The 18,103-nt window shown below is 57.0% G+C and carries 23 protein-coding genes; 12 read left to right on the forward strand and 11 right to left on the reverse strand.

Annotation, left to right across the window (positions count from 1 at the left end; all coding sequences use genetic code 11):
• The first annotated feature begins 9 nt into the window (after positions 1–9).
• The gene (gene trxA / locus GOV53_RS15820; protein WP_170426355.1) at positions 10–330 is read left to right on the forward strand and encodes a thioredoxin; all 321 of its coding nucleotides are present in this window, start codon (positions 10–12) and stop codon (positions 328–330) included.
• A gap of 89 nt (positions 331–419) precedes the next feature.
• On the opposite strand, the gene GOV53_RS15825 is transcribed toward trxA, so the two are convergent.
• Positions 420–776, reverse strand: coding sequence for a hypothetical protein (locus GOV53_RS15825; protein ID WP_170468193.1), 357 nt, complete (start codon positions 774–776; stop codon positions 420–422).
• Between the two features lie 172 nt (positions 777–948).
• Here GOV53_RS15825 and GOV53_RS15830 point away from each other — a divergent pair, with 172 nt between their 5' ends.
• On the forward strand, positions 949–1,296 hold the full coding sequence (locus tag GOV53_RS15830) for a Lin0512 family protein (RefSeq protein WP_170468194.1): 348 nt from the start codon (positions 949–951) through the stop codon (positions 1,294–1,296).
• Positions 1,296–1,658: a Lin0512 family protein gene (locus GOV53_RS15835; RefSeq protein ID WP_170468196.1), complete on the forward strand. Its 363-nt coding sequence runs from the start codon at positions 1,296–1,298 to the stop codon at positions 1,656–1,658. Before GOV53_RS15830 ends, GOV53_RS15835 begins: the two co-directional genes overlap by 1 nt.
• A 61-nt stretch (positions 1,659–1,719) precedes the next feature.
• Here the strand turns inward: GOV53_RS15835 and GOV53_RS15840 are convergent, their stop codons facing one another.
• The gene (locus GOV53_RS15840; RefSeq protein WP_170426347.1) at positions 1,720–1,914 is read right to left on the reverse strand and encodes a DUF1127 domain-containing protein; all 195 of its coding nucleotides are present in this window, start codon (positions 1,912–1,914) and stop codon (positions 1,720–1,722) included.
• A 197-nt stretch (positions 1,915–2,111) separates the two neighbouring features.
• On the opposite strand from GOV53_RS15840, the gene hslV reads away from it, so the two are divergent.
• Positions 2,112–2,663, forward strand: coding sequence for an ATP-dependent protease subunit HslV (gene hslV, locus GOV53_RS15845; protein ID WP_170426346.1), 552 nt, complete (start codon positions 2,112–2,114; stop codon positions 2,661–2,663).
• Here hslV and GOV53_RS15850 read toward each other — a convergent pair.
• Positions 2,660–3,901 (reverse strand): MFS transporter, encoded by a 1,242-nt coding sequence (locus GOV53_RS15850; protein ID WP_170468198.1) that lies wholly within the window; start codon positions 3,899–3,901, stop codon positions 2,660–2,662. The genes hslV and GOV53_RS15850 overlap by 4 nt on opposite strands.
• A gap of 116 nt (positions 3,902–4,017) precedes the next feature.
• Positions 4,018–4,419 (reverse strand): DM13 domain-containing protein, encoded by a 402-nt coding sequence (locus GOV53_RS15855; protein ID WP_170468200.1) that lies wholly within the window; start codon positions 4,417–4,419, stop codon positions 4,018–4,020.
• Between the two features lie 197 nt (positions 4,420–4,616).
• Here GOV53_RS15855 and hslU point away from each other — a divergent pair, with 197 nt between their 5' ends.
• The 3 genes from hslU (at position 4,617) to GOV53_RS15870 (ending at position 8,341) form a co-directional block, all read left to right on the forward strand.
• Entirely contained in the window at positions 4,617–5,924 is a 1,308-nt protein-coding gene (gene hslU, locus GOV53_RS15860) for an ATP-dependent protease ATPase subunit HslU (RefSeq protein WP_170426340.1), read from the forward strand.
• 99 nt (positions 5,925–6,023) lie between these two features.
• On the forward strand, positions 6,024–7,124 hold the full coding sequence (locus GOV53_RS15865; protein WP_170468202.1) for an alpha/beta hydrolase: 1,101 nt from the start codon (positions 6,024–6,026) through the stop codon (positions 7,122–7,124).
• Entirely contained in the window at positions 7,121–8,341 is a 1,221-nt protein-coding gene (locus tag GOV53_RS15870) for an MFS transporter (protein WP_170468204.1), read from the forward strand. Before GOV53_RS15865 ends, GOV53_RS15870 begins: the two co-directional genes overlap by 4 nt.
• Here the strand turns inward: GOV53_RS15870 and GOV53_RS15875 are convergent.
• From GOV53_RS15875 to GOV53_RS15885, 3 genes are read right to left on the reverse strand one after another with little or no spacing between them, the layout of a single operon-like run.
• Positions 8,338–8,925, reverse strand: coding sequence for a Smr/MutS family protein (locus tag GOV53_RS15875; protein ID WP_170468206.1), 588 nt, complete (start codon positions 8,923–8,925; stop codon positions 8,338–8,340). The genes GOV53_RS15870 and GOV53_RS15875 overlap by 4 nt on opposite strands.
• Entirely contained in the window at positions 8,925–9,959 is a 1,035-nt protein-coding gene (gene mltA, locus GOV53_RS15880; protein ID WP_170468208.1) for a murein transglycosylase A, read from the reverse strand. Before mltA ends, GOV53_RS15875 begins: the two co-directional genes overlap by 1 nt.
• Entirely contained in the window at positions 9,956–10,615 is a 660-nt protein-coding gene (locus GOV53_RS15885; protein ID WP_170426330.1) for a Tim44/TimA family putative adaptor protein, read from the reverse strand. Before GOV53_RS15885 ends, mltA begins: the two co-directional genes overlap by 4 nt.
• 107 nt (positions 10,616–10,722) lie before the next feature.
• Between GOV53_RS15885 and GOV53_RS15890 the strand changes: the two genes are divergently transcribed.
• Positions 10,723–11,223, forward strand: a complete 501-nt coding sequence (locus GOV53_RS15890; RefSeq protein WP_170468210.1) for an FxsA family protein — start codon at positions 10,723–10,725, stop codon at positions 11,221–11,223.
• A gap of 54 nt (positions 11,224–11,277) precedes the next feature.
• On the forward strand, positions 11,278–11,775 hold the full coding sequence (gene secB, locus GOV53_RS15895; protein ID WP_170426326.1) for a protein-export chaperone SecB: 498 nt from the start codon (positions 11,278–11,280) through the stop codon (positions 11,773–11,775).
• A 27-nt stretch (positions 11,776–11,802) separates the two neighbouring features.
• Here secB and dnaQ read toward each other — a convergent pair whose 3' ends face one another.
• Genes dnaQ through GOV53_RS15915 form a run of 4 tightly spaced genes read right to left on the reverse strand, consistent with a single transcriptional unit; the run spans position 11,803 to position 14,537 of the window.
• A complete protein-coding gene (gene dnaQ / locus GOV53_RS15900) occupies positions 11,803–12,525 on the reverse strand; it encodes a DNA polymerase III subunit epsilon (protein ID WP_170468212.1) in 723 nt (240 codons plus the stop codon).
• Positions 12,518–13,111: a dephospho-CoA kinase gene (gene coaE, locus GOV53_RS15905; RefSeq protein ID WP_170468214.1), complete on the reverse strand. Its 594-nt coding sequence runs from the start codon at positions 13,109–13,111 to the stop codon at positions 12,518–12,520. The genes dnaQ and coaE overlap by 8 nt, the downstream gene beginning before the upstream one ends.
• Positions 13,108–13,941, reverse strand: a complete 834-nt coding sequence (locus GOV53_RS15910; protein ID WP_170468216.1) for a shikimate dehydrogenase — start codon at positions 13,939–13,941, stop codon at positions 13,108–13,110. The genes coaE and GOV53_RS15910 overlap by 4 nt, the downstream gene beginning before the upstream one ends.
• Positions 13,938–14,537 carry a Maf family protein gene (locus tag GOV53_RS15915; protein ID WP_170468218.1) on the reverse strand — a complete coding sequence of 200 codons (600 nt, stop codon included), beginning with the start codon at positions 14,535–14,537 and terminating at the stop codon, positions 13,938–13,940. Before GOV53_RS15915 ends, GOV53_RS15910 begins: the two co-directional genes overlap by 4 nt.
• 404 nt (positions 14,538–14,941) lie before the next feature.
• Between GOV53_RS15915 and GOV53_RS15920 the strand changes: the two genes are divergently transcribed.
• The 3 genes from GOV53_RS15920 to mnmE all read left to right on the forward strand — a co-directional run bounded on the left by GOV53_RS15920 (position 14,942) and on the right by mnmE (position 18,102).
• Positions 14,942–15,391 (forward strand): CopD family protein, encoded by a 450-nt coding sequence (locus GOV53_RS15920; protein WP_170468219.1) that lies wholly within the window; start codon positions 14,942–14,944, stop codon positions 15,389–15,391.
• A 122-nt stretch (positions 15,392–15,513) separates the two neighbouring features.
• Complete coding sequence (gene rho, locus GOV53_RS15925) at positions 15,514–16,785, forward strand: transcription termination factor Rho (protein ID WP_170468221.1); 1,272 nt, start codon at positions 15,514–15,516, stop codon at positions 16,783–16,785.
• 30 nt (positions 16,786–16,815) lie between these two features.
• Positions 16,816–18,102: a tRNA uridine-5-carboxymethylaminomethyl(34) synthesis GTPase MnmE gene (gene mnmE / locus GOV53_RS15930; RefSeq protein WP_170468223.1), complete on the forward strand. Its 1,287-nt coding sequence runs from the start codon at positions 16,816–16,818 to the stop codon at positions 18,100–18,102.
• Position 18,103: the final 1 nt, after the last annotated feature.

Consider the following 18,103-nt stretch of genomic DNA (forward strand, 5'->3'; position numbering starts at 1 on the left):
AGACAGAATATGTCGACCGTAGCCGTTACCGACGATACCTTTGACGCCGAAGTCAAAAACTCCGATGTCCCCGTTGTGGTGGATTTCTGGGCCGAGTGGTGCGGCCCCTGTAAGCAGATTGGCCCCGCTCTGGAAGAGCTGGCAGCCGAGTATGGCGGCAAGGTGAAGATCGCCAAGGTGGATGTGGACAGCAACCCGAACTCGGCCGCCGCAATGGGCGTACGCGGTATTCCGGCGCTGTTCATCTTCAAAGATGGCCAGGTTGTCTCGAACCGGGCAGGTGCGGCACCCAAGGCTGCGCTGCAAAGCTGGATTGACGAATCCATCTAAGGATTTGCCGATTTACTGATCCAAAGGGCGTCCCGCATGGGGCGCCTTTTTTTAAAGCTCAAAGGCTTCGTGCACGTTTTCAAAAGGCCTCATTCGATCGTCCAGCGGACCGAAACGCCGATCCCTTCCTTGTGCGTGAACGTCACCTTGTCCTGATCAATCGTAACAACCTGACAGTCGCGAGGCATGGCAACCTCTTCGATGTTAATGTTCCTACAGTAGTAACGACCCTTCCACTCCCAAGTCCCGCTGATATCACCGGCCTTTGGACCTTGGCCCTCAACCTTCCCGTCTTTGAGGATTTTCACCCAGGTCTCACCCTGAACAAGCTTTTTGCCGACGACCAGGTCGATGAATTTTTGTTGGTCTTCTATCTCCTCCGCAACCACCGATGTTGCCGCCAGTCCAAGTACCAACGCCGCTAATGTGAGTTGAAATGACTTCATCGAACCAAATCCTTCGCTGACAACGCTCAAAGTCCAGCAATTTTACTCGATATTGCGGACTCGGGCCAATTTTCTGGTCAATCGACCTTGGCCGGATACACTTCGGTGTTCTGGCTCTTTTCGTCCCAGCCAACTCGTGCAGAGTACCGCTGTAAATGAAACAGGAGGCGATATGCCCAAAACACGGGTTCTGGTGGAGTTCGGGATGGGCACATCCCTCAGGCGCGAGGATTATACCGAAGCCGCCTTGCGCGCGATCAAAGATGCGCTGTGGCACAACTCGGTCAACATGGCCGAACTGTTCGGGTTTCCAAAAGAAGCGATGATCATTGATGCCGAGGTCGGTGTGCAGCATCCCGGCAAGGTGGACACCGAGGCGTTGAAGGCGATTTTTCCCTACGGCCAGCCGAACATCACCGTCACACAGGGCGGTCTGGATATCGAAAAGCCGCATACTGAAGGTCGCACGGTCATTGCCAATGCAGCCGTCATCGTCTCATTCGACATGGAGCCCGCTTAATGACCAAAAAACGCATCATTCTGGAAATGGGCACCGGCAACGACCTGTATGGTCAGGACTACACCAAAGCCGCGTGCCGCGCGGTGCAGGACGCGCTGCATCATTCCTCGATCACGCTGTTTTCCAAGCTAGGGATCGACCACACTGAGATGCGGGTTCAGGTGACGATTGCGGTGCAAAACCCCGATGCGGTTGATTGCGATCAGGTCGCTGCCGATCTGCCACGAGGCCGGGCCGAGGTTCGCGCCGTCAAAGGCGGGCTGGATGTTGTGGATGACGCTGCGGGGACACGCCATGTCATCGCCACCGCCGCGATTGAGGCGTTTCTGCCCGACCAGGTTGGCAACTACGTGCAAAGCTGACAAAGAAAAAGCCGCTCGGGTGTCCGGGCGGCTGTTCCAAAATCTGGTTCTGAGTGCGGGATCAGATCTTTGCGATATCCGCGCGCACCAGACCTACGTCTTCCAACTGGGCGTCGGTCAGTGCCGACAGAAGCTTGCGCGTTACGCGGCGCTCGTTCCACTCGACTGTCGAGCGATAGAAGCCTTTGATCGCGTCCGCTACGTGCAGGATGGTAGCTGCTCCGAGCGGCGCATGGATGTTTGCTGTGGTTGCCATGTGTCCGGTCCTAATTTGTGAAACAGCCGACCCGTTGTCGGTTGTAAGCCTCATGTAGTCCCACGCTGTCGGACTCACAATTGCTGGTCTGGTAACCCCGAATTGCATTCTGTGCATATCTTTTAGGCAGTTTTGCAACGGGTTGCGCCGATCCCGCGCCCGGCCCATATATAGCCCCTGAGAACACGGAGGCTTTCATGGCGGACAGCGATTTTCCCGGATGGCACGGGACCACGATCATTGGTGTCAAAAAGGGCGGTCAGGTCGTCATTGCCGGTGACGGGCAGGTCAGCCTTGGCCAGACCGTGATCAAGGGGACCGCACGCAAGGTACGCCGCTTGTCACCCGGCGGGTTCGAAGTTGTCGCGGGATTCGCCGGATCGACCGCGGATGCCTTTACGCTGCTGGAACGGTTGGAAGCCAAGCTTGAGGCAACGCCCGGCCAACTGGCCCGCGCCTCGGTCGAGCTGGCCAAGGACTGGCGGACTGACAAGTACCTGCAAAAGCTCGAAGCGATGCTGATCGTCACCGACGGAACCGACCTGCTGGTCATTACCGGGGCAGGGGACGTGCTGGAGCCTGAACACAACGTCGCCGCCATCGGATCGGGTGGCAACTTCGCGCTCGCCGCGGCGCGCGCGATGATGGACAGCGACAAAACGGCCGAACAGGTCGCGCGTGAGGCCATGGCGATTGCCGCCGACATCTGCGTTTATACCAACGGCAATCTAACGGTTGAGACGATCTAGGCCAGCAACGCCGAGATCTCTTTGCCTTTCCAGCGACGATACATGCCGACCAGTCCCAGCAGGGCGGTCGCAATGACGATGTAGTAGGGCACTCGGATGTCGATGCTCATCAATCCGCCGCCGATCAGGGACATCACACCGCCTGCAAGGCAGAAGACGGCTGTCGTGACCCCCATGACCCAACCTTGGTCCGCCTCGCTGACGCTGGAAGAAAAAAGGCCCAGCAGGGTTGGGTAAGACACACCGAAGAAGAAATAGAAAAAGAAGATCGGAACATAACTGAGCACGGCGCTTGGGCTGAAGACAAACGCAAAACCGCAGATCACCATTACAACCAAAGATGTCTGGATGATCTTGTGCTTGCTGAACCTCTCTTGCGCCGGTTTCACTAGGAACGTGCTGGAAAACGCCAGTGCGAAGCCGATCACCACCATTGCCATGCTGCCACCGATCACACCGTATCCCCAAGCACTGGTCAGGTAATTGTCTACGAAGACATAGAACGTGACGTTCGCAACCATGAACAGCGCATAGACCGGCAGAATCTTCAGAACCATCGGGTGATCACGCACCGCGATCAGGCTGTCGGTGATGTCGCGGGGGCGGAAGACGAATGCCGCCCGTTCGGTGCGGGTATCTTTGAAGAAGAACGTCACCAGGAAAATCGCGATCAGCACTAAAACAAAAGCGCCGTAGAACGGCATCTTCAACGTCGCGTAACTGCCCAGAATGGCGGCATCAGACAGAACGGCTCCGATAATCGGGCCGCCGACCAGACCAAAGCTGACCCCGGTTATGATATAGCCCATGTTGCGGTCTCGATCGGCAGCATCCGTGCTGCCGTCGATCATCGCCGCCTGTGCGATGGGTTGGTTGCCGGCGGTGAATCCGGTGATGGACCGGCCCAGGATCAGCAGCACCAAACTGTTGAGATACAGCGCAGCGATCGTGATGGCGTACCCGGCCAGCGCCCCGCCCAGACAGACCAACAAGGCATTCTTGCGCCCGATCGAGTCCGAAACCTTCGAGACGTAGACCACCCCAAGAAACCAGGACAGAAAGAAACATCCAATCACGAGGCCATAGTAGAAATGGCGTCGCCCCATCGGGGTGTTCTCTGGCAGAAACCCGGATTTCGTTTCCATGATGAGCGAGTTGATGATGGGAAAGACCAGACCTTGCCCGATCAAGTCTACAAACACCACGAACAGCAGTGTGATCTTGGCAATCTTGGTCATGACACGCACCCCGGAACTTGTTCCTGCAGGTGAGTGTAGCAGATAGGCGCTTTGCCACCTAACGCCTTGTCAGAGGCCGGAATTTTCCCGGCCTCTGGGCGTTAGTCGTTGTTGGGTTACGAAAGCGCCGCAACACCCAGCGGTACGCCGGCAACTTCGCACCAGATGTAAACTTCGTTATAGCCCGAAATATCCATTGTCGGCGGAACAGCGTATTTCTGTTTGCCCTTCAGGTTCAGCAACGCGCCCAGTTTCGAGTTCGGGTCATAGGTGCCGTCCTTACCAAAAGCCACGCGTGGATCTGGGCCATTGTCCAACGAGAAGTCTTCGCCCAGCTCTACGATAAAGCGATCGCGATCTTTGACCACTTTGACCGATCCAGTGGTGATGTGTTTCGAACGGCCCTCGAAAGTGCCCTTTTTCTTTGCACCTCCGGCGACAGCACCGCTGGCACTGGCAAGCGTCAGGGCGGCACCGGTTGCAGCGGCATTCAAAAAGAGCGAACGACGAGTCATCATGATGTGGGTCTCCATTTCAAAACGCAGGCGAACTTGCCCGTCGCCCGCGACTATGCGCAGCCGACATCCATCTGGCGATTCACATCACCACGAATTTCCGTGTGCATCCCGTGTGTTGGCGTGAGATTTTCGTGATCAGCTTGTGTTTTCGTGGCGTATGATTAGGTTCCGGTGCGAAACAATTGGATAGAAAACTCATGACAGACCTGACCCCGCGCGAGATCGTCTCGGAACTGGACCGTTTCATCATCGGGCAAAAGGATGCCAAACGGGCCGTGGCGGTCGCGTTGCGCAATCGCTGGCGGCGCAAGCAGCTGGCCGATGATATCCGGGACGAGGTCTATCCGAAAAACATCCTCATGATCGGCCCCACCGGCGTTGGTAAAACCGAGATCAGCCGCCGTCTGGCCAAGTTGGCCCGCGCACCATTTATCAAGGTTGAGGCAACCAAGTTCACCGAGGTCGGCTATGTAGGTCGGGACGTGGAACAGATCGTGCGCGATCTGGCGGATGCCGCGATCATCCAAACCCGCGAGTACATGCGCGAAGACGTCAAAGCCCGCGCCTATCAGGCCGCCGAAGATCGTGTGATCGAAGCCATTGCCGGGACGGATGCTCGCGAGGCCACGCGCGAGATGTTCCGCAAGAAACTGAAAGCAGGTGAGCTGGACGATACCGAGATCGAGCTGGAGCTGTCCGACACCTCGAGCCCGATGCCGATGTTCGACATTCCGGGTCAGCCTGGCAGCCAGATGGGCATGATGAACCTGGGCGATATCTTTGGCAAAGCCTTCGGTGGCCGGACCGTGAAACGCAAGATGACCGTTGCCGAAAGCTATGACGCACTGATCGGCGAAGAGGCTGACAAGCTGCTAGACGATGAAACCGTCAATCGCGCAGCGCTGGAATCAGTCGAACAGAACGGCATCGTATTCCTGGATGAGATCGACAAGGTCTGCGCCCGCACGGACGCGCGCGGCGGCGATGTCAGCCGCGAAGGGGTCCAGCGCGATCTGCTGCCCCTGATCGAAGGCACAACTGTCAGCACAAAGCATGGACCGGTCAAAACTGACCATATCCTGTTCATTGCCAGCGGCGCGTTCCACATCGCAAAACCCTCGGACCTTTTGCCTGAACTTCAGGGCCGCCTGCCAATCCGGGTAGAACTGCGCGCGCTGACCGAAGAAGACTTTGTGCGCATCCTGACCGAAACCGACAATGCCCTGACCCGACAGTACACTGCGCTGATGGGCACCGAAGAAGTCACCGTCAGCTTCACCGATGACGGCATCGCCGCCTTGGCGCGCATTGCGGCAGATGTGAACCAGAGCGTCGAGAACATTGGCGCGCGGCGTCTGTACACGGTGATGGAGCGGGTGTTTGAAGACCTGTCTTTTGCAGCACCCGACAAGGCCGGCACCGCAATTACAGTCGACGCTCAGTTCGTGAACGACAATTTGGGCGAATTGACCAAGTCCACGGACCTCAGCCGTTACGTTTTGTAACGCCACAAGCCGGATTTCACCGCTTAAATCACGCCCATCTGCTGGACGTGTCGCCAGAATGCGATAGCGTATGCACGACTCACCCCCAAGGGCTGACCCGTGCTGCGCTATTTCATAATTCTTTTCGTATCCATTTCGCTGAACGCCTGCGTCGACCGGACTGTGTCCGAGGTCGTGCCATCGGCCGCGACGATTGGTACGCCTGAGACCATCTTTGTCAGCACCAGCCGGGCGCGCGAGGCGAACGGATATTATGGTTTTCGACGGGGCGAGACGATCAAGTTTCTGGACACCACAGTCTCGATCCCACCCAACCATACGCCCGGAACGCTCAAATTTTCCTACGCAAACCCAAATCCGCAAAAAGAATTCGTTCTGGCAAACGTCACCGAGCTGAGTGGGCCAAGCGGACTGCGCGAGCATCTGCGCGGCGAGGACGACGTTACGATCTTTGTACATGGCTACAACTCGACCCAAACCGAAACGATCTTTCGCGCGGCCCAATTGACCCATGACATTGGTTTGCCGGGATCGACGCTGGTCTATTCCTGGCCCAGTCGCGCGACGGGTTACGGATACGCCTACGATCTGGACAGCATGTTGTTCGCCCGTGATGGCCTCGAACAAACCATTCGCGAATTGAAGTCCTTGGGTGTCAAACGCGTTACACTCGTCGCGCATTCCATGGGTGGCGCTTTGTCGATGGAAATGATGCGGCAAGCTGAATTGCAGGAGCCCGGTTGGGCAAATCGAAACATCGAAGGCGTCGTATTGATTTCACCTGATCTGGATCTTGATCTGTTTCGATCTCAGATGAAACGTATCGACAACCCGCCCGATCCATTCATCGTAATGGTCTCGCAAAAGGACAAAATCCTGAACATCTCGGGCCGCCTGCGCGGCACGGATGAGGGTCAGAGATTGGGAAACATCAGCTCAGTTGCGTCGCTCGAAGAATTCCCGATCAGTATCGTCGATACAACTGCGTTCAACCGCGATGCCCAATCCTCGCATTTCGTCGCTGCAACCTCTCCGGCACTGTTGTCGATCATCAGCTCGTTGCGCCTTGTCAACAACACGTTTGGGCGTGAAGATCGACCTGTTATTGATATTCTAGTCCCACCCAGCGAGCGGAATGCGGATGGTGCCACGGAAATTGTTCTGACTGAAACAGGACAGGCGCAGGTCACCACCCCGTGACGCAGTTCAGACTGCGGCAATACCTGCGGGACAATGCGACCTGGCTGGGCGCGGGCGTTCTTTTGACCTTTTTGTCCAGCTTTGGGCAGACCTTCTTTATCTCGGTCTTTGCCGGAAACATCCGGGCAGATTTTTGCCTAAGCCACGGAGCGTGGGGAGGACTGTATTCGCTGGGCACGACTGTGTCCGCAGTGGTAATGATCTGGGCCGGAGGATTGACGGATATCTTTCGTGTCCGCGTTCTGGGTCCAGCGGTTCTGGCCGGTCTGGCCGTGGCAGCGCTGGCAATGGCGGTAAACAGCTGGCTGATCCTGTTGCCTCTGGTGGTGTTTCTGCTGCGCTTGTTCGGGCAGGGAATGAGCACCCATTTGGCACAGGTCGCGATGGCGCGCTGGTTCACTGTTTCACGCGGCAAGGCCTTGTCGATCGCTTCGGTCGGCTATGCAATCGGTGAAGCGCTGTTGCCGCTGGCTTTTGTCGCCGCCATGACGGTTCTAGATTGGCGCTGGCTGTGGGTGATCTCTGCGGCGATCGTCCTAATGGGTATCCCGGTTCTTACGCGTCTCTTGCGGCAAGAAAGAACCCCACAAAGCCTGGCCGCAGAATACGCGGCAACCGGGATGATGGGGCGGCACTGGACGCGGAAAGAGACGCTGTTTCACCCGCTTTTCTGGTTCATGGCACCGGCGGTGTTGGGCCCGTCCGCCTTTATCACCGCGTTTTTCTTTCATCAGGTTCATCTGGCCGAGGTGAAGGGTTGGCAGCATATCGATCTGGTCGCTCTGTTTCCGGTTTTTACGGGTGTTTCTTTGATCTCAATGTTCGCGGCCGGATGGGCGCTGGACAAATGGGGCACCGCCCGGCTGATGCCGTTTTACCAAATCCCCATCGCGATTGGCTTCGTGGTCGCGGGCACGACAAGCTCAATTTTCGGGGCCATGATCGCGATGGGGTTTCTGGGCCTCACCGTCGGCGCCAATAACACCCTGCCCAGCGCGTTCTGGGCCGAGTTCTATGGCACACGGCACATCGGCGCGATCAAGGCAATGGCGACCGCGGTGATGGTGCTTGGGTCTGCCATCGGCCCCGGCCTGACCGGCGTTCTTTTGGACAGAGGAATCTCACTGGACGATCAATTCCTGTGGATCGGAGGGTTCTTTATCCTCGTATGCCTGTCAGTCAGGATTGGGATTTCACGCGCTGTGCGGACGTTCTAACGCGTGCGGCGCAGATAGACATAATAAGCCCCATCGCCGCCGTGGCTGATATGTGCAGGGGCGACCTGCAGCACGGCCTGAGCCAAAGGCGGTAAGGCCAGCCATTGTGGCACCTGATTGCGCAGAACACCGCGCGGTGTGGGGATGGGGCCGGGTTCATCCCGATCCTTGCCTTTGCCGGTGACAACAAGAACAAGCCGTTTGCCTGACGCCTGTGCCGTCAGTACGAACCGGATCAACGCCGGATGAGCCGTGTCCACACGCATCCCGTGAAGATCCAGCTTACCTTCGGGCTTGATTTTGCCGCGCTTCATGCGGCCAAACGCCTTGGTATCCATTTGCACCGGCCTCGCCCTCAGGCTTTCGCCGATAGAAGGCTTCAACGCGTTACGCGCTGGTTTGCCGGTCGCATTTTGCCCGACCTCGAAGGCTTCAAACCGGGGCTTTGGTGTTTTGGTCGGTTTCGGTTTGGGCAAGGTAACCGGATGAACCGATTGCGGCAGTTCGGGGTGCAAACGCTCCGCCTGTTTGGTGACCTTGCGCCAAAGCTCGACCTCTTCTGCCGTCAGTTTGCGCCGGGACATCAGAACTCATCCGGTAACAGGGCATAGGCCCGCTGGATCGGCAGCAACAGGACCATACGCCCCGGATCCTTGAGACGCCCTGCGGCCTTTCCGGCCTCATCACCTGTGCCAAAGAAGATGTCCGCGCGTTGTGCACCTTTGATGGCAGCCCCGGTGTCTTGCGCAATCATCAAACGGCGTAGAGGAGACTTACCATCTTTCTCAACCCAAACCGGCGCGCCCAGCGGCGTATAGGTCGGATCGGCCGCGATGCTGCGCATGGTCGTGACGGATCGATTCATTGCGCCCAACGGCCCAAGTTCAGGTGCCACACGCGAAACTTCACGGAAGAAGACGTATGAGGGATTGTGAAACAGCAACTCAGCACCGGCCTCGGGGTTCTTGCGCACCCAAGCGCGGATCATCTGGGCACTGACCTCATGTGCACCCAAGGCACCCTGTCGGATCAGCTCTGCACCGATGGAACGATAGGGATGCCCATTCGCCCCGCCGTAACCCACGCGCAGGGCACCACCATCGGGCAAACGGACCCGGCCCGAGCCCTGGATTTGCAGAAAGAACAACTCGACTGGATCATCCACCCAGGCAATCTCAAGCCCGCGTCCCTGCATCGCGTCCCCGGTCAGGATTTCACGACGGCTGAGCCATTTGTCAGCGGCGCGTGCCTCGGGTGGCATTTTGTAGATCGGATATTTGAAGCGATCCGTCCGCGTTTTTGAGCCGTCCAATTCAGGTTCAAAATAGCCCGTGAACAGCGCGTCTTCCCCGTCTTCAACCAGAACCGGCCGGAAAAACAACTCAAAGAACGACCGCGCAGCATCCGCCTTATAGGTTTGGGCCACGCCACATAGCGCTTGCCAGTCCAGGTCATCCAGATCGCCGCAAGTGTTCAGAAAAACCGAAAGGGCCGCCCCATGATCATCGGCAGCCCAGCCATCAAGGTCGTCAAACGACAGGATGGATCGCGTAGGTTCAGCGCTGGCGGCAGTGGTCATCGCCGCCGCCAGTATAAGCGACCGGAGCGCGCCAATCATGCGTCCGTGGCAACAAGCAGCCAGTTCGGATCGTCCGAGCCCATGACACGGGCAAAGGTCCAGCTGTCCTTTTGGCGTTTAACTGTGTTCGGGTTGCCTTCGATGATGTCGCCGCCGCGATCACGCACGACCGAGGTCAGCTCACCCACAAACCGCATGGTGATTTCTGCATGGTTTGTGTCTTTGTCAAAGCTCACATCGGCCAGCGTGGTTTCGCGGACGCCAATGAATTCGGCCTCGATGGTCAGCCCCTGATCTTCACGGGACGCCACGACCGAGACGAAAGTATCGAACACTTCTTCGGACAGGAACGGCTGGATTTCGTCCAGATTGCCCTTTTCGAACCCCATGACGATCATCTCATAGGCACCGCGCGCGCCCTGCACGAACTCACTGACAGAGAAGCTGGGCTCAACCCGCTTCATCGCAGCCAGCGTTTGGGCTTGCTCGCTGTCTTCGGCAACATGGTCGGTGATGTCATGATCCGGACCGCCTTCGATCACCTCGAACCCGCGACGCGACGCGTTTGTATCGGGCTGTTGCTGGACAGGGGGCTTTTCAAAACCCTCACGAGTGCCCAGCACGCTTTTGAGGCGCAGGATCAGGAAAACGGCAATTCCGGCCAGGACCAGCAACTGGATCATCGGTTCGTTCATTTCATCCTCTTTTCAGACCGCGACTTTGTATACGCAGCCTCATGCCACTATGTAGGTGACAGTTGGTGGCAAGTCCACAGCCCGGCCTATGGGAAAGGATAACGCAAATGTACCTGTTCTTGGCATTTTTATTGGTGCCCATCATCGAGATCGCGCTGTTCATACAGGTTGGCGGCCTGATTGGCCTGTGGCCGACGCTTGCCATCGTTGTTTTGACGGCCGTGTTGGGCACCGCTTTGGTCAGGACACAAGGTCGCATGGCTTTGGCTAATTTGCAGCGTTCCTTTGCCGAACTAGATGACCCGACCGAGCCGCTGGCCCATGGCGCGATGATCCTTTTGTCCGGCGTATTGCTGCTGACGCCTGGGTTCTTCACCGATGCCATTGGTTTTGCGCTGCTCATCCCAGGCGTTCGGGTGGCCGTGTTCCGCTATCTGAAATCAAAGGTCACCATCACTCAGTTCCAGATGGGCACCGGGGCGCAGTTCCACACAGGACCAGCTCCGTTTGATCAGGAAGACGTGATCGACGGCGAATTCACCGAGGTTCGCCCGCGTCAGAACCCGTCAAAACCTTCCAAATGGGTTGAAGGGCCGCCTCAGCATTGAGGTGTTGCGCCCAACTTGCTAAGCAGTGGCGAATTTCATTTTCGGAGTAGATCCATGGCTGACGAAAGCCCTGCAGAAAACACCGCGGCGCAGGCCGCCCCGCAAATTCAGATGCGCGTTCTGGGACAATTCATTCGGGATATGTCTTTTGAAAACGTGATGGCACAAAAAGGCGTGTCCGGCGACGTTCAGCCCGAGATCGCCGTGCAGGTGAACCTGGACGCCAAAAAGCGCCCGACCGAGCATCAGTACGAAGTTGCGGTCAAGCTGAACCTGACCTCCAAAGCCAAAGGCATGGAAGACGTCCTGTTCTTGTGCGAGCTGGATTACTGCGGTCTGTTCCACATTGAAGGCGTGGCCGAAGACCAGCTGCACCCGTTCCTGATGATCGAGTGCCCGCGTATGCTGTTCCCGTTCCTGCGCCGTATTGTCAGCGACATCACCCGCGACGGTGGCTTCCCGCCGGTTAACCTGGACAATATCGACTTTGTTGCGCTGTACCGCAATGAGCTGATGCGCCGTCAGGCCGAAGCTCAGAAAACCGAAGCCTGATCGGTTACACCCGCGCCGGGCAAGGGCCTAGGCGCGGGTCCACAGGGCGTTTTCGCCCAGCTTCTCGACAAAAGCATCATGCGCCGCGCGTTCTTCTGCGGTGATCTTCGATGACAAAGCGGTCGGACGCGCTGTCGGACGCCAATCATCGCCCCCACCGGCAGCAGACGCTGCACTTGTGGACAGGCCAAAATCCGGCTGTCGTCCACCGATCAGCTCAAGATAGACCTCTGCCAGAATTTCCGAGTCCAGCAACGCCCCGTGCAGCACACGGTTGGTGTTGTCGATGTTGAACCGGCGACACAAAGCGTCCAGCGAGGCAGGCGAGCCCGGGAACCGTTTGCGCGCAATCGCCAGCGTATCCAGTGCCTGATCCATCGGAAGGGTTGGCAAACCCATCCATCTTAGCTCGGCATTCAGGAATTTCATGTCGAACGACGCGTTGTGGATGACCAGCTTGGAATCCCGGACGAAGTCCAAAAACCCCTGACCTACCTTGGCAAAGACCGGCTTGTCCTTCAGCGTAACCTCACCCTTTTCTGGCGGCCGCGGATTTTCCAGCAGGTCGGGGCCAATACCGTGCACGCCAAACGCTTCATCCGGCATCGACCGTTCGGGGTTGATATAGACGTGATAGGTCTCGCCGGTGGCCACGTGATTCCACAGCTCAACCGCGCCAATCTCAACGATCCGGTCGCCGCTTTCGGGATCAAACCCCGTGGTTTCGGTATCGAGTACAATCTCACGCATCAGCCATCCCCGCCCGTATCTGCCTTACCACATCCTGCACCTGTGCGCGGGCATGGTCCAGCGTATCCGTCACGATCACGAAATCCGCCCGGGCGCATTTTTCGTCATTTGGCAGCTGCTTGGCGCGGATCTGTTCGAATTGCGCCTCAGTCATCGTTCCGCGTTCCATCACGCGGCGTTTTTGCTCTTCGGCTGAGATCGATACACAAGCAACGGCATCCATCGCTGCATCGCCACCGGTTTCAAACAGCAGCGGTATATCAAACACCAGAATGTCCGCCGTAGCGTTTTCCCTAAACGCGGCCCGGTCCGCAGCCACCAGCGGGTGCACGATACCTTCGATCACTTTCAAAGCCGCTGCATCGGCTGAGATGGCCTGCTTCAATGCATCCCGGCTGACCGTGCCATCGACCACCGCATCTGGAAATGCGGCACGCATCGGTTCGACCGCGGCCCCTCCGACCGAATACAGCCTGTGCACTGCCGCATCCGCATCCCAAAGTGCACAACCTTCATCCACGAACATCTGCGCCGTCGTGCTTTTTCCCATACCGATCGAGCCCGTCAGGCCAAGCGCAAAGCTCATCCCAACACCGTGGCGCGCAGTTCATCCGTTACTTCGGGGCGCTGACCGAACCAGCGCTCAAACCCCGGCACCGCTTGGTGCAGCAACATGCCAAGACCATCTACCGTTGTGCACCCAGCGTCTTCGGCGGTTTGCAGCAGCCGAGTTTTAAGCGGCGCATAAACCAGGTCAGTGACAACGGCACCTGGCTGCAACCCGTCCAAGGGTACCCTCAACTCGGGTTGGCCCTGCATCCCAAGCGACGTTGTGTTCACAACCAGTTCAGCATTTTCGATGACATTGCCGGCTTGCAGCCAATCAACCACGGTGATCTGCGGCCCGAACTCTTCCTTCAACTGATCAGCCCGCGCAGGCGTGCGATTGGTCAACAAAATCTCGGGCACACCCTCGTCGATAAGGGCCTGCAGAACCGCGCGCGCCGCTCCTCCTGCGCCAAATACAACTGCGGGTCCATCCTGCGGGTTCCAGTCCGGCGCACCGGCGCGCAGGTTCTCCATGAACCCATAGCCATCTGTGTTATCGGCATGAATCGACCCGTCACTTTGAAAAGAAAGCGTATTCGCCGCGCCGATCTTTTTGGCCCTGTCCGAGACGTGATCAGCCAGACGCAAGGCAGCCTCTTTATGCGGGACGGTGACATTAGCTCCAACGAACCCGGCCTTGGGCAGGGTCCGTAGGGCTGATTCCAAATCCTCAGGCGCAACATCCATCGGGACATAGTGTCCAGCGAGGTCATAGGTTTTGAGCCAATGCCCGTGCAGCTTGGGGGACTTCGAATGCGCAACCGGGTGCCCAATCACTCCGGCCAGTGGAATTCGGGTTTCACTCATTGATCAATCACCCCTTTGACGGCCAGATAATTCAGCAACTCCAACAGGGGCATACCCAAGACGTTAAAATAGTCCCCGTCAATGCTGGCGAACAGACGCACGCCTTCTTCCTCTAACTTGTAAGCACCAACCGCGTGACGAATGCTGTCCCAGTTGCGATCGACATAATCGCGCAGATAAGCGTCCGAGCTCATCCGCATCCGCAAACGAACTTGCCCCACGTGCCGCCAAATCGGTTCGCCATTCTGATAGATCACTGCTGCCGACAACAGCATGTGCCGCTTGCCACGCATCACCTTCAATTGCGCCAGCGCATCCTCGGGCGTTTCTGGTTTCGACAGAAGCTGACCGTCAAAATCCAGCACTTGGTCACAGCCCAGAACCATCGCTCCGGGGTTTTTATCGCTGACCTTGCGGGCTTTCATCTCGGCCAGGGTATCCGCGATATCGCGCGGCGGCGCGCCTTCGGCCATCAAGGCGCGCTTGGCGGTGTCTTCGTCCACCCGCGCAGTCTGCACCGTAAACGGCACAGCTGCATTGCGAAGCAGCTGTGCACGAATGGATGACCCCGAGGCAAGGATGATGGGGACAGACATGTGGAAAACCCCCTGAGCAAATCGTTGAGCGTTCTGGGATGGTTTGTATGGTTTTCCGGTTGACACGCAACCCCGGGATTTTCGCGCAAATCTTACCCGAGTCGCCCGAAACCCATCCTTTCGGGACAAGGATAACTTTGTCGCACGGGAAAACCGGAATGTCCCATCTTACCCAATGAGTTATCCCCAGTTTCCTTTTCCAAGATATTGTTCAAGTATTTGATATTTATACATTAATTTCAAAATCAACAGAATCACCTGTTCGCGAAGAAATTCTGTCCACCTGGGGAAAAAGCTTGAGTAAAAAAGTAATCCACGGAAATTACTCACCCTACAAAACCATCTTCCTTTTTCTTTTCTTATTTTTTTATTAGGGAGAGTTCCGAGCAACGTCCGGAGCCAGAATGACTGATCTTCTTTTCACGATTTACCCGTGGGTGAAGTCACTCCATATCATGGCCGTGATCTCGTGGATGGCAGGGTTGTTCTATTTGCCCCGACTTTACGTCTATCACGTCGAAAAGGCGCAAGGCGTCGACGGAGCGCAGGAAATCTTCTTTGAAATGGAAGAGAAGCTTTTGCGCGTCATCATGCGACCAGCGATGATCGTGGCATGGGTCTGTGGCCTTATGATGGTGTTCACGCCGGGTATTGTCGGATGGGATTGGTCCTGGCCCTGGATTAAAGGTGCAGCCGTTATCGCGATGACCTGGTTCCATCACTGGCTGATGGTAAGGCGCAAGGATTTCTTAGAAGGGCGAAATAAGCTCACTGGGCGGCAGTTCCGTATGATGAACGAAGTCCCGACCGTTTTGATGGTTATCATCGTTCTGGCGGTCGTTCTGAAGTTCTGAGGGCCTGTTTGACTCGGGCCGCTGTCGCGCTTATGTAGGGATCAACACGCCCGTCCGGGCGGCGTATCTTCCGTACTGAAATTCCACTTCGTGCCGCGCTGATTGCGGTGAAGGTATATATCATGACAACTGAAGCCCTGAATCTGGCCGACCTGAAAGCCAAAAGCCCCAAAGACCTTCTGGCGATGGCCGAAGAGCTGGAGATCGAAAACGCCTCTACCATGCGAAAAGGCGAAATGATGTTCCAGATCCTGCGCGAACGCGCGGATGAGGGCTGGACCGTTGGCGGTGACGGTGTGCTGGAAGTCCTGCAGGACGGCTTCGGCTTTCTGCGCTCGCCTGAGGCGAACTATCTGCCGGGTCCGGACGACATCTACGTATCACCTGAAATGATCCGTCAGCATTCTCTGCGTACCGGGGACACGGTGGAAGGTGAAATCAAAGCCCCTGATGATAACGAGCGCTACTTTGCGCTGACCAAGGTCACCAAGATCAACTTTGAAGATCCTGAGAAGGCCAAGCACAAGATCCTGTTCGACAACCTGACGCCTCTGTATCCGGATGAGCGTCTGAAGATGGAAATCGAAGATCCCACCATCAAGGACAAGTCGGCCCGTGTGATCGACCTGGTGGCCCCCATCGGTAAAGGTCAGCGGTCGCTGATCGTGGCGCCGCCGCGGACCGGTAAAACGGTGATCCTGCAGAACATCGCGCACTCGATCGAACAGAACCACCCTGAGTGCTATCTGATCGTCCTGCTGATCGATGAACGCCCGGAAGAGGTGACCGACATGCAGCGCTCGGTGAAGGGTGAGGTTGTGTCCTCGACCTTCGACGAGCCAGCAACACGCCACGTGGCTGTGTCCGAGATGGTCATCGAAAAAGCCAAGCGTTTGGTCGAGCATAAACGAGATGTTGTTATTCTTCTCGACTCAATCACAAGACTTGGTAGGGCGTTTAACACTGTGGTGCCATCCTCGGGTAAAGTTCTGACCGGTGGTGTGGACGCGAATGCGCTGCAACGACCCAAGCGGTTCTTTGGTGCTGCGCGGAACATCGAGGAGGGCGGTTCGCTGACAATTATCGCCACCGCGCTTATCGATACCGGCAGCCGGATGGACGAAGTCATCTTTGAAGAATTCAAAGGCACTGGTAACTCGGAAATCGTTCTGGATCGTAAGATCGCAGATAAACGCGTGTTCCCGGCGATCGACATCCTCAAGTCCGGTACCCGGAAAGAGGACCTGCTGGTCGACAAGGGTGACCTGGCCAAGACCTTCGTTCTGCGCCGCATCCTCAACCCGATGGGAACCACTGACGCGATCGAGTTCCTGCTGTCCAAGTTGAAGCAGACCAAGACGAACGGTGAGTTCTTCGATTCGATGAACACCTGACACAGGTCTTAACCCACGCGAGGCCTTCGAATGGACACGATATTCGCCTTGGCCAGCGCGCAAGGCAAAGCCGGGGTGGCGGTCATCCGCCTCTCTGGACCTTTGGCGCACTCCGCTGCGGCTGATTTGACTGGAAGCCCGCTGCCATCCAGAGGCATGCGGGTTCGGTCATTGCAAGCCGGTGACGGGTCACGGTTGGACAATGGGTTGGTTCTGACCTTCCAGGCTCCGGCCAGCTTTACCGGCGAAGATGTGGCTGAATTGCAGATCCACGGCAGCACGGCCTCTGTGAATGCAGTAATGCGGTGCCTGTCGGATATGTCAGGACTGCGGCTGGCTGAGCCTGGCGAGTTCACTCGGCGCGCGCTGGAAAACGGCAAGATGGACCTGACCCAGGTCGAAGGGCTTGCCGACCTGATCGATGCAGAAACCGAAGCGCAGCGAAAACAAGCCCAGACCATTCTGGCCGGAGGTTTGGGAACACTAGCTGAACGCTGGCGCCGCGATCTGATCCGCGCGGCGTCTTTGTTGGAAGCAGTTATAGATTTCGCCGATGAGGAAGTTCCGACTAACGTAACACCGGAAGTGAATACGCTTGTGTCCGGTGTGATGGCCGATCTGCAGCGCGAGGCGGATGGTGTAAAAATCGCAGAACGCATTCGAACCGGATTCGAGGTTGCGATTGTCGGGCTGCCGAATGCTGGGAAATCCACCCTGCTGAACGCATTGGCGGGCCGAGAGGCGGCGATCATCTCGGAATACGCCGGAACAACGCGCGATGTGATCGAAGTTCGGATGGATTTAGCTGGACTGCCCGTCACCTTGCTGGACACCGCAGGATTGCGCGAGACCAAAGATCATGTTGAGAATCTGGGGATCGAGCTGGCCAAAAAACGCGCCGAGGCGGCCGATCTGCGTGTATTCTTGTCCGATGATCCGGAAGAGTTGGGCGTAGGAATTCTGGAAGGTGATATTCAGGTCTTGCCCAAATCCGACCTTCGAGATGCTTCCGAAAACGGGGTATCTGGTAAAACCGGGCAAGGCATAGATCGATTGATATCCCAGATATCGGGTGTTCTTAGCAATAGAACTACAAGCAGTGGTATCGCGACACGGGAACGGCATCGGGTAGCATTGCTCAAAGCGATAGACGCTTTGCAGTCCGCGACAACGGTTCTGGAATCAGGCCCGGATTTGTATGATATCGCAGCAGAAGAAATGCGCACGGCTATCCGTGCCCTTGAAACCTTGGTTGGCAGAATAGGGGTAGAGGATCTTTTGGACGAGATCTTCTCGAGCTTCTGCCTGGGTAAGTAAG

Source organism: Ruegeria arenilitoris (genome assembly GCF_013035315.1).
GTDB lineage: Bacteria > Pseudomonadota > Alphaproteobacteria > Rhodobacterales > Rhodobacteraceae > Ruegeria > Ruegeria arenilitoris_D.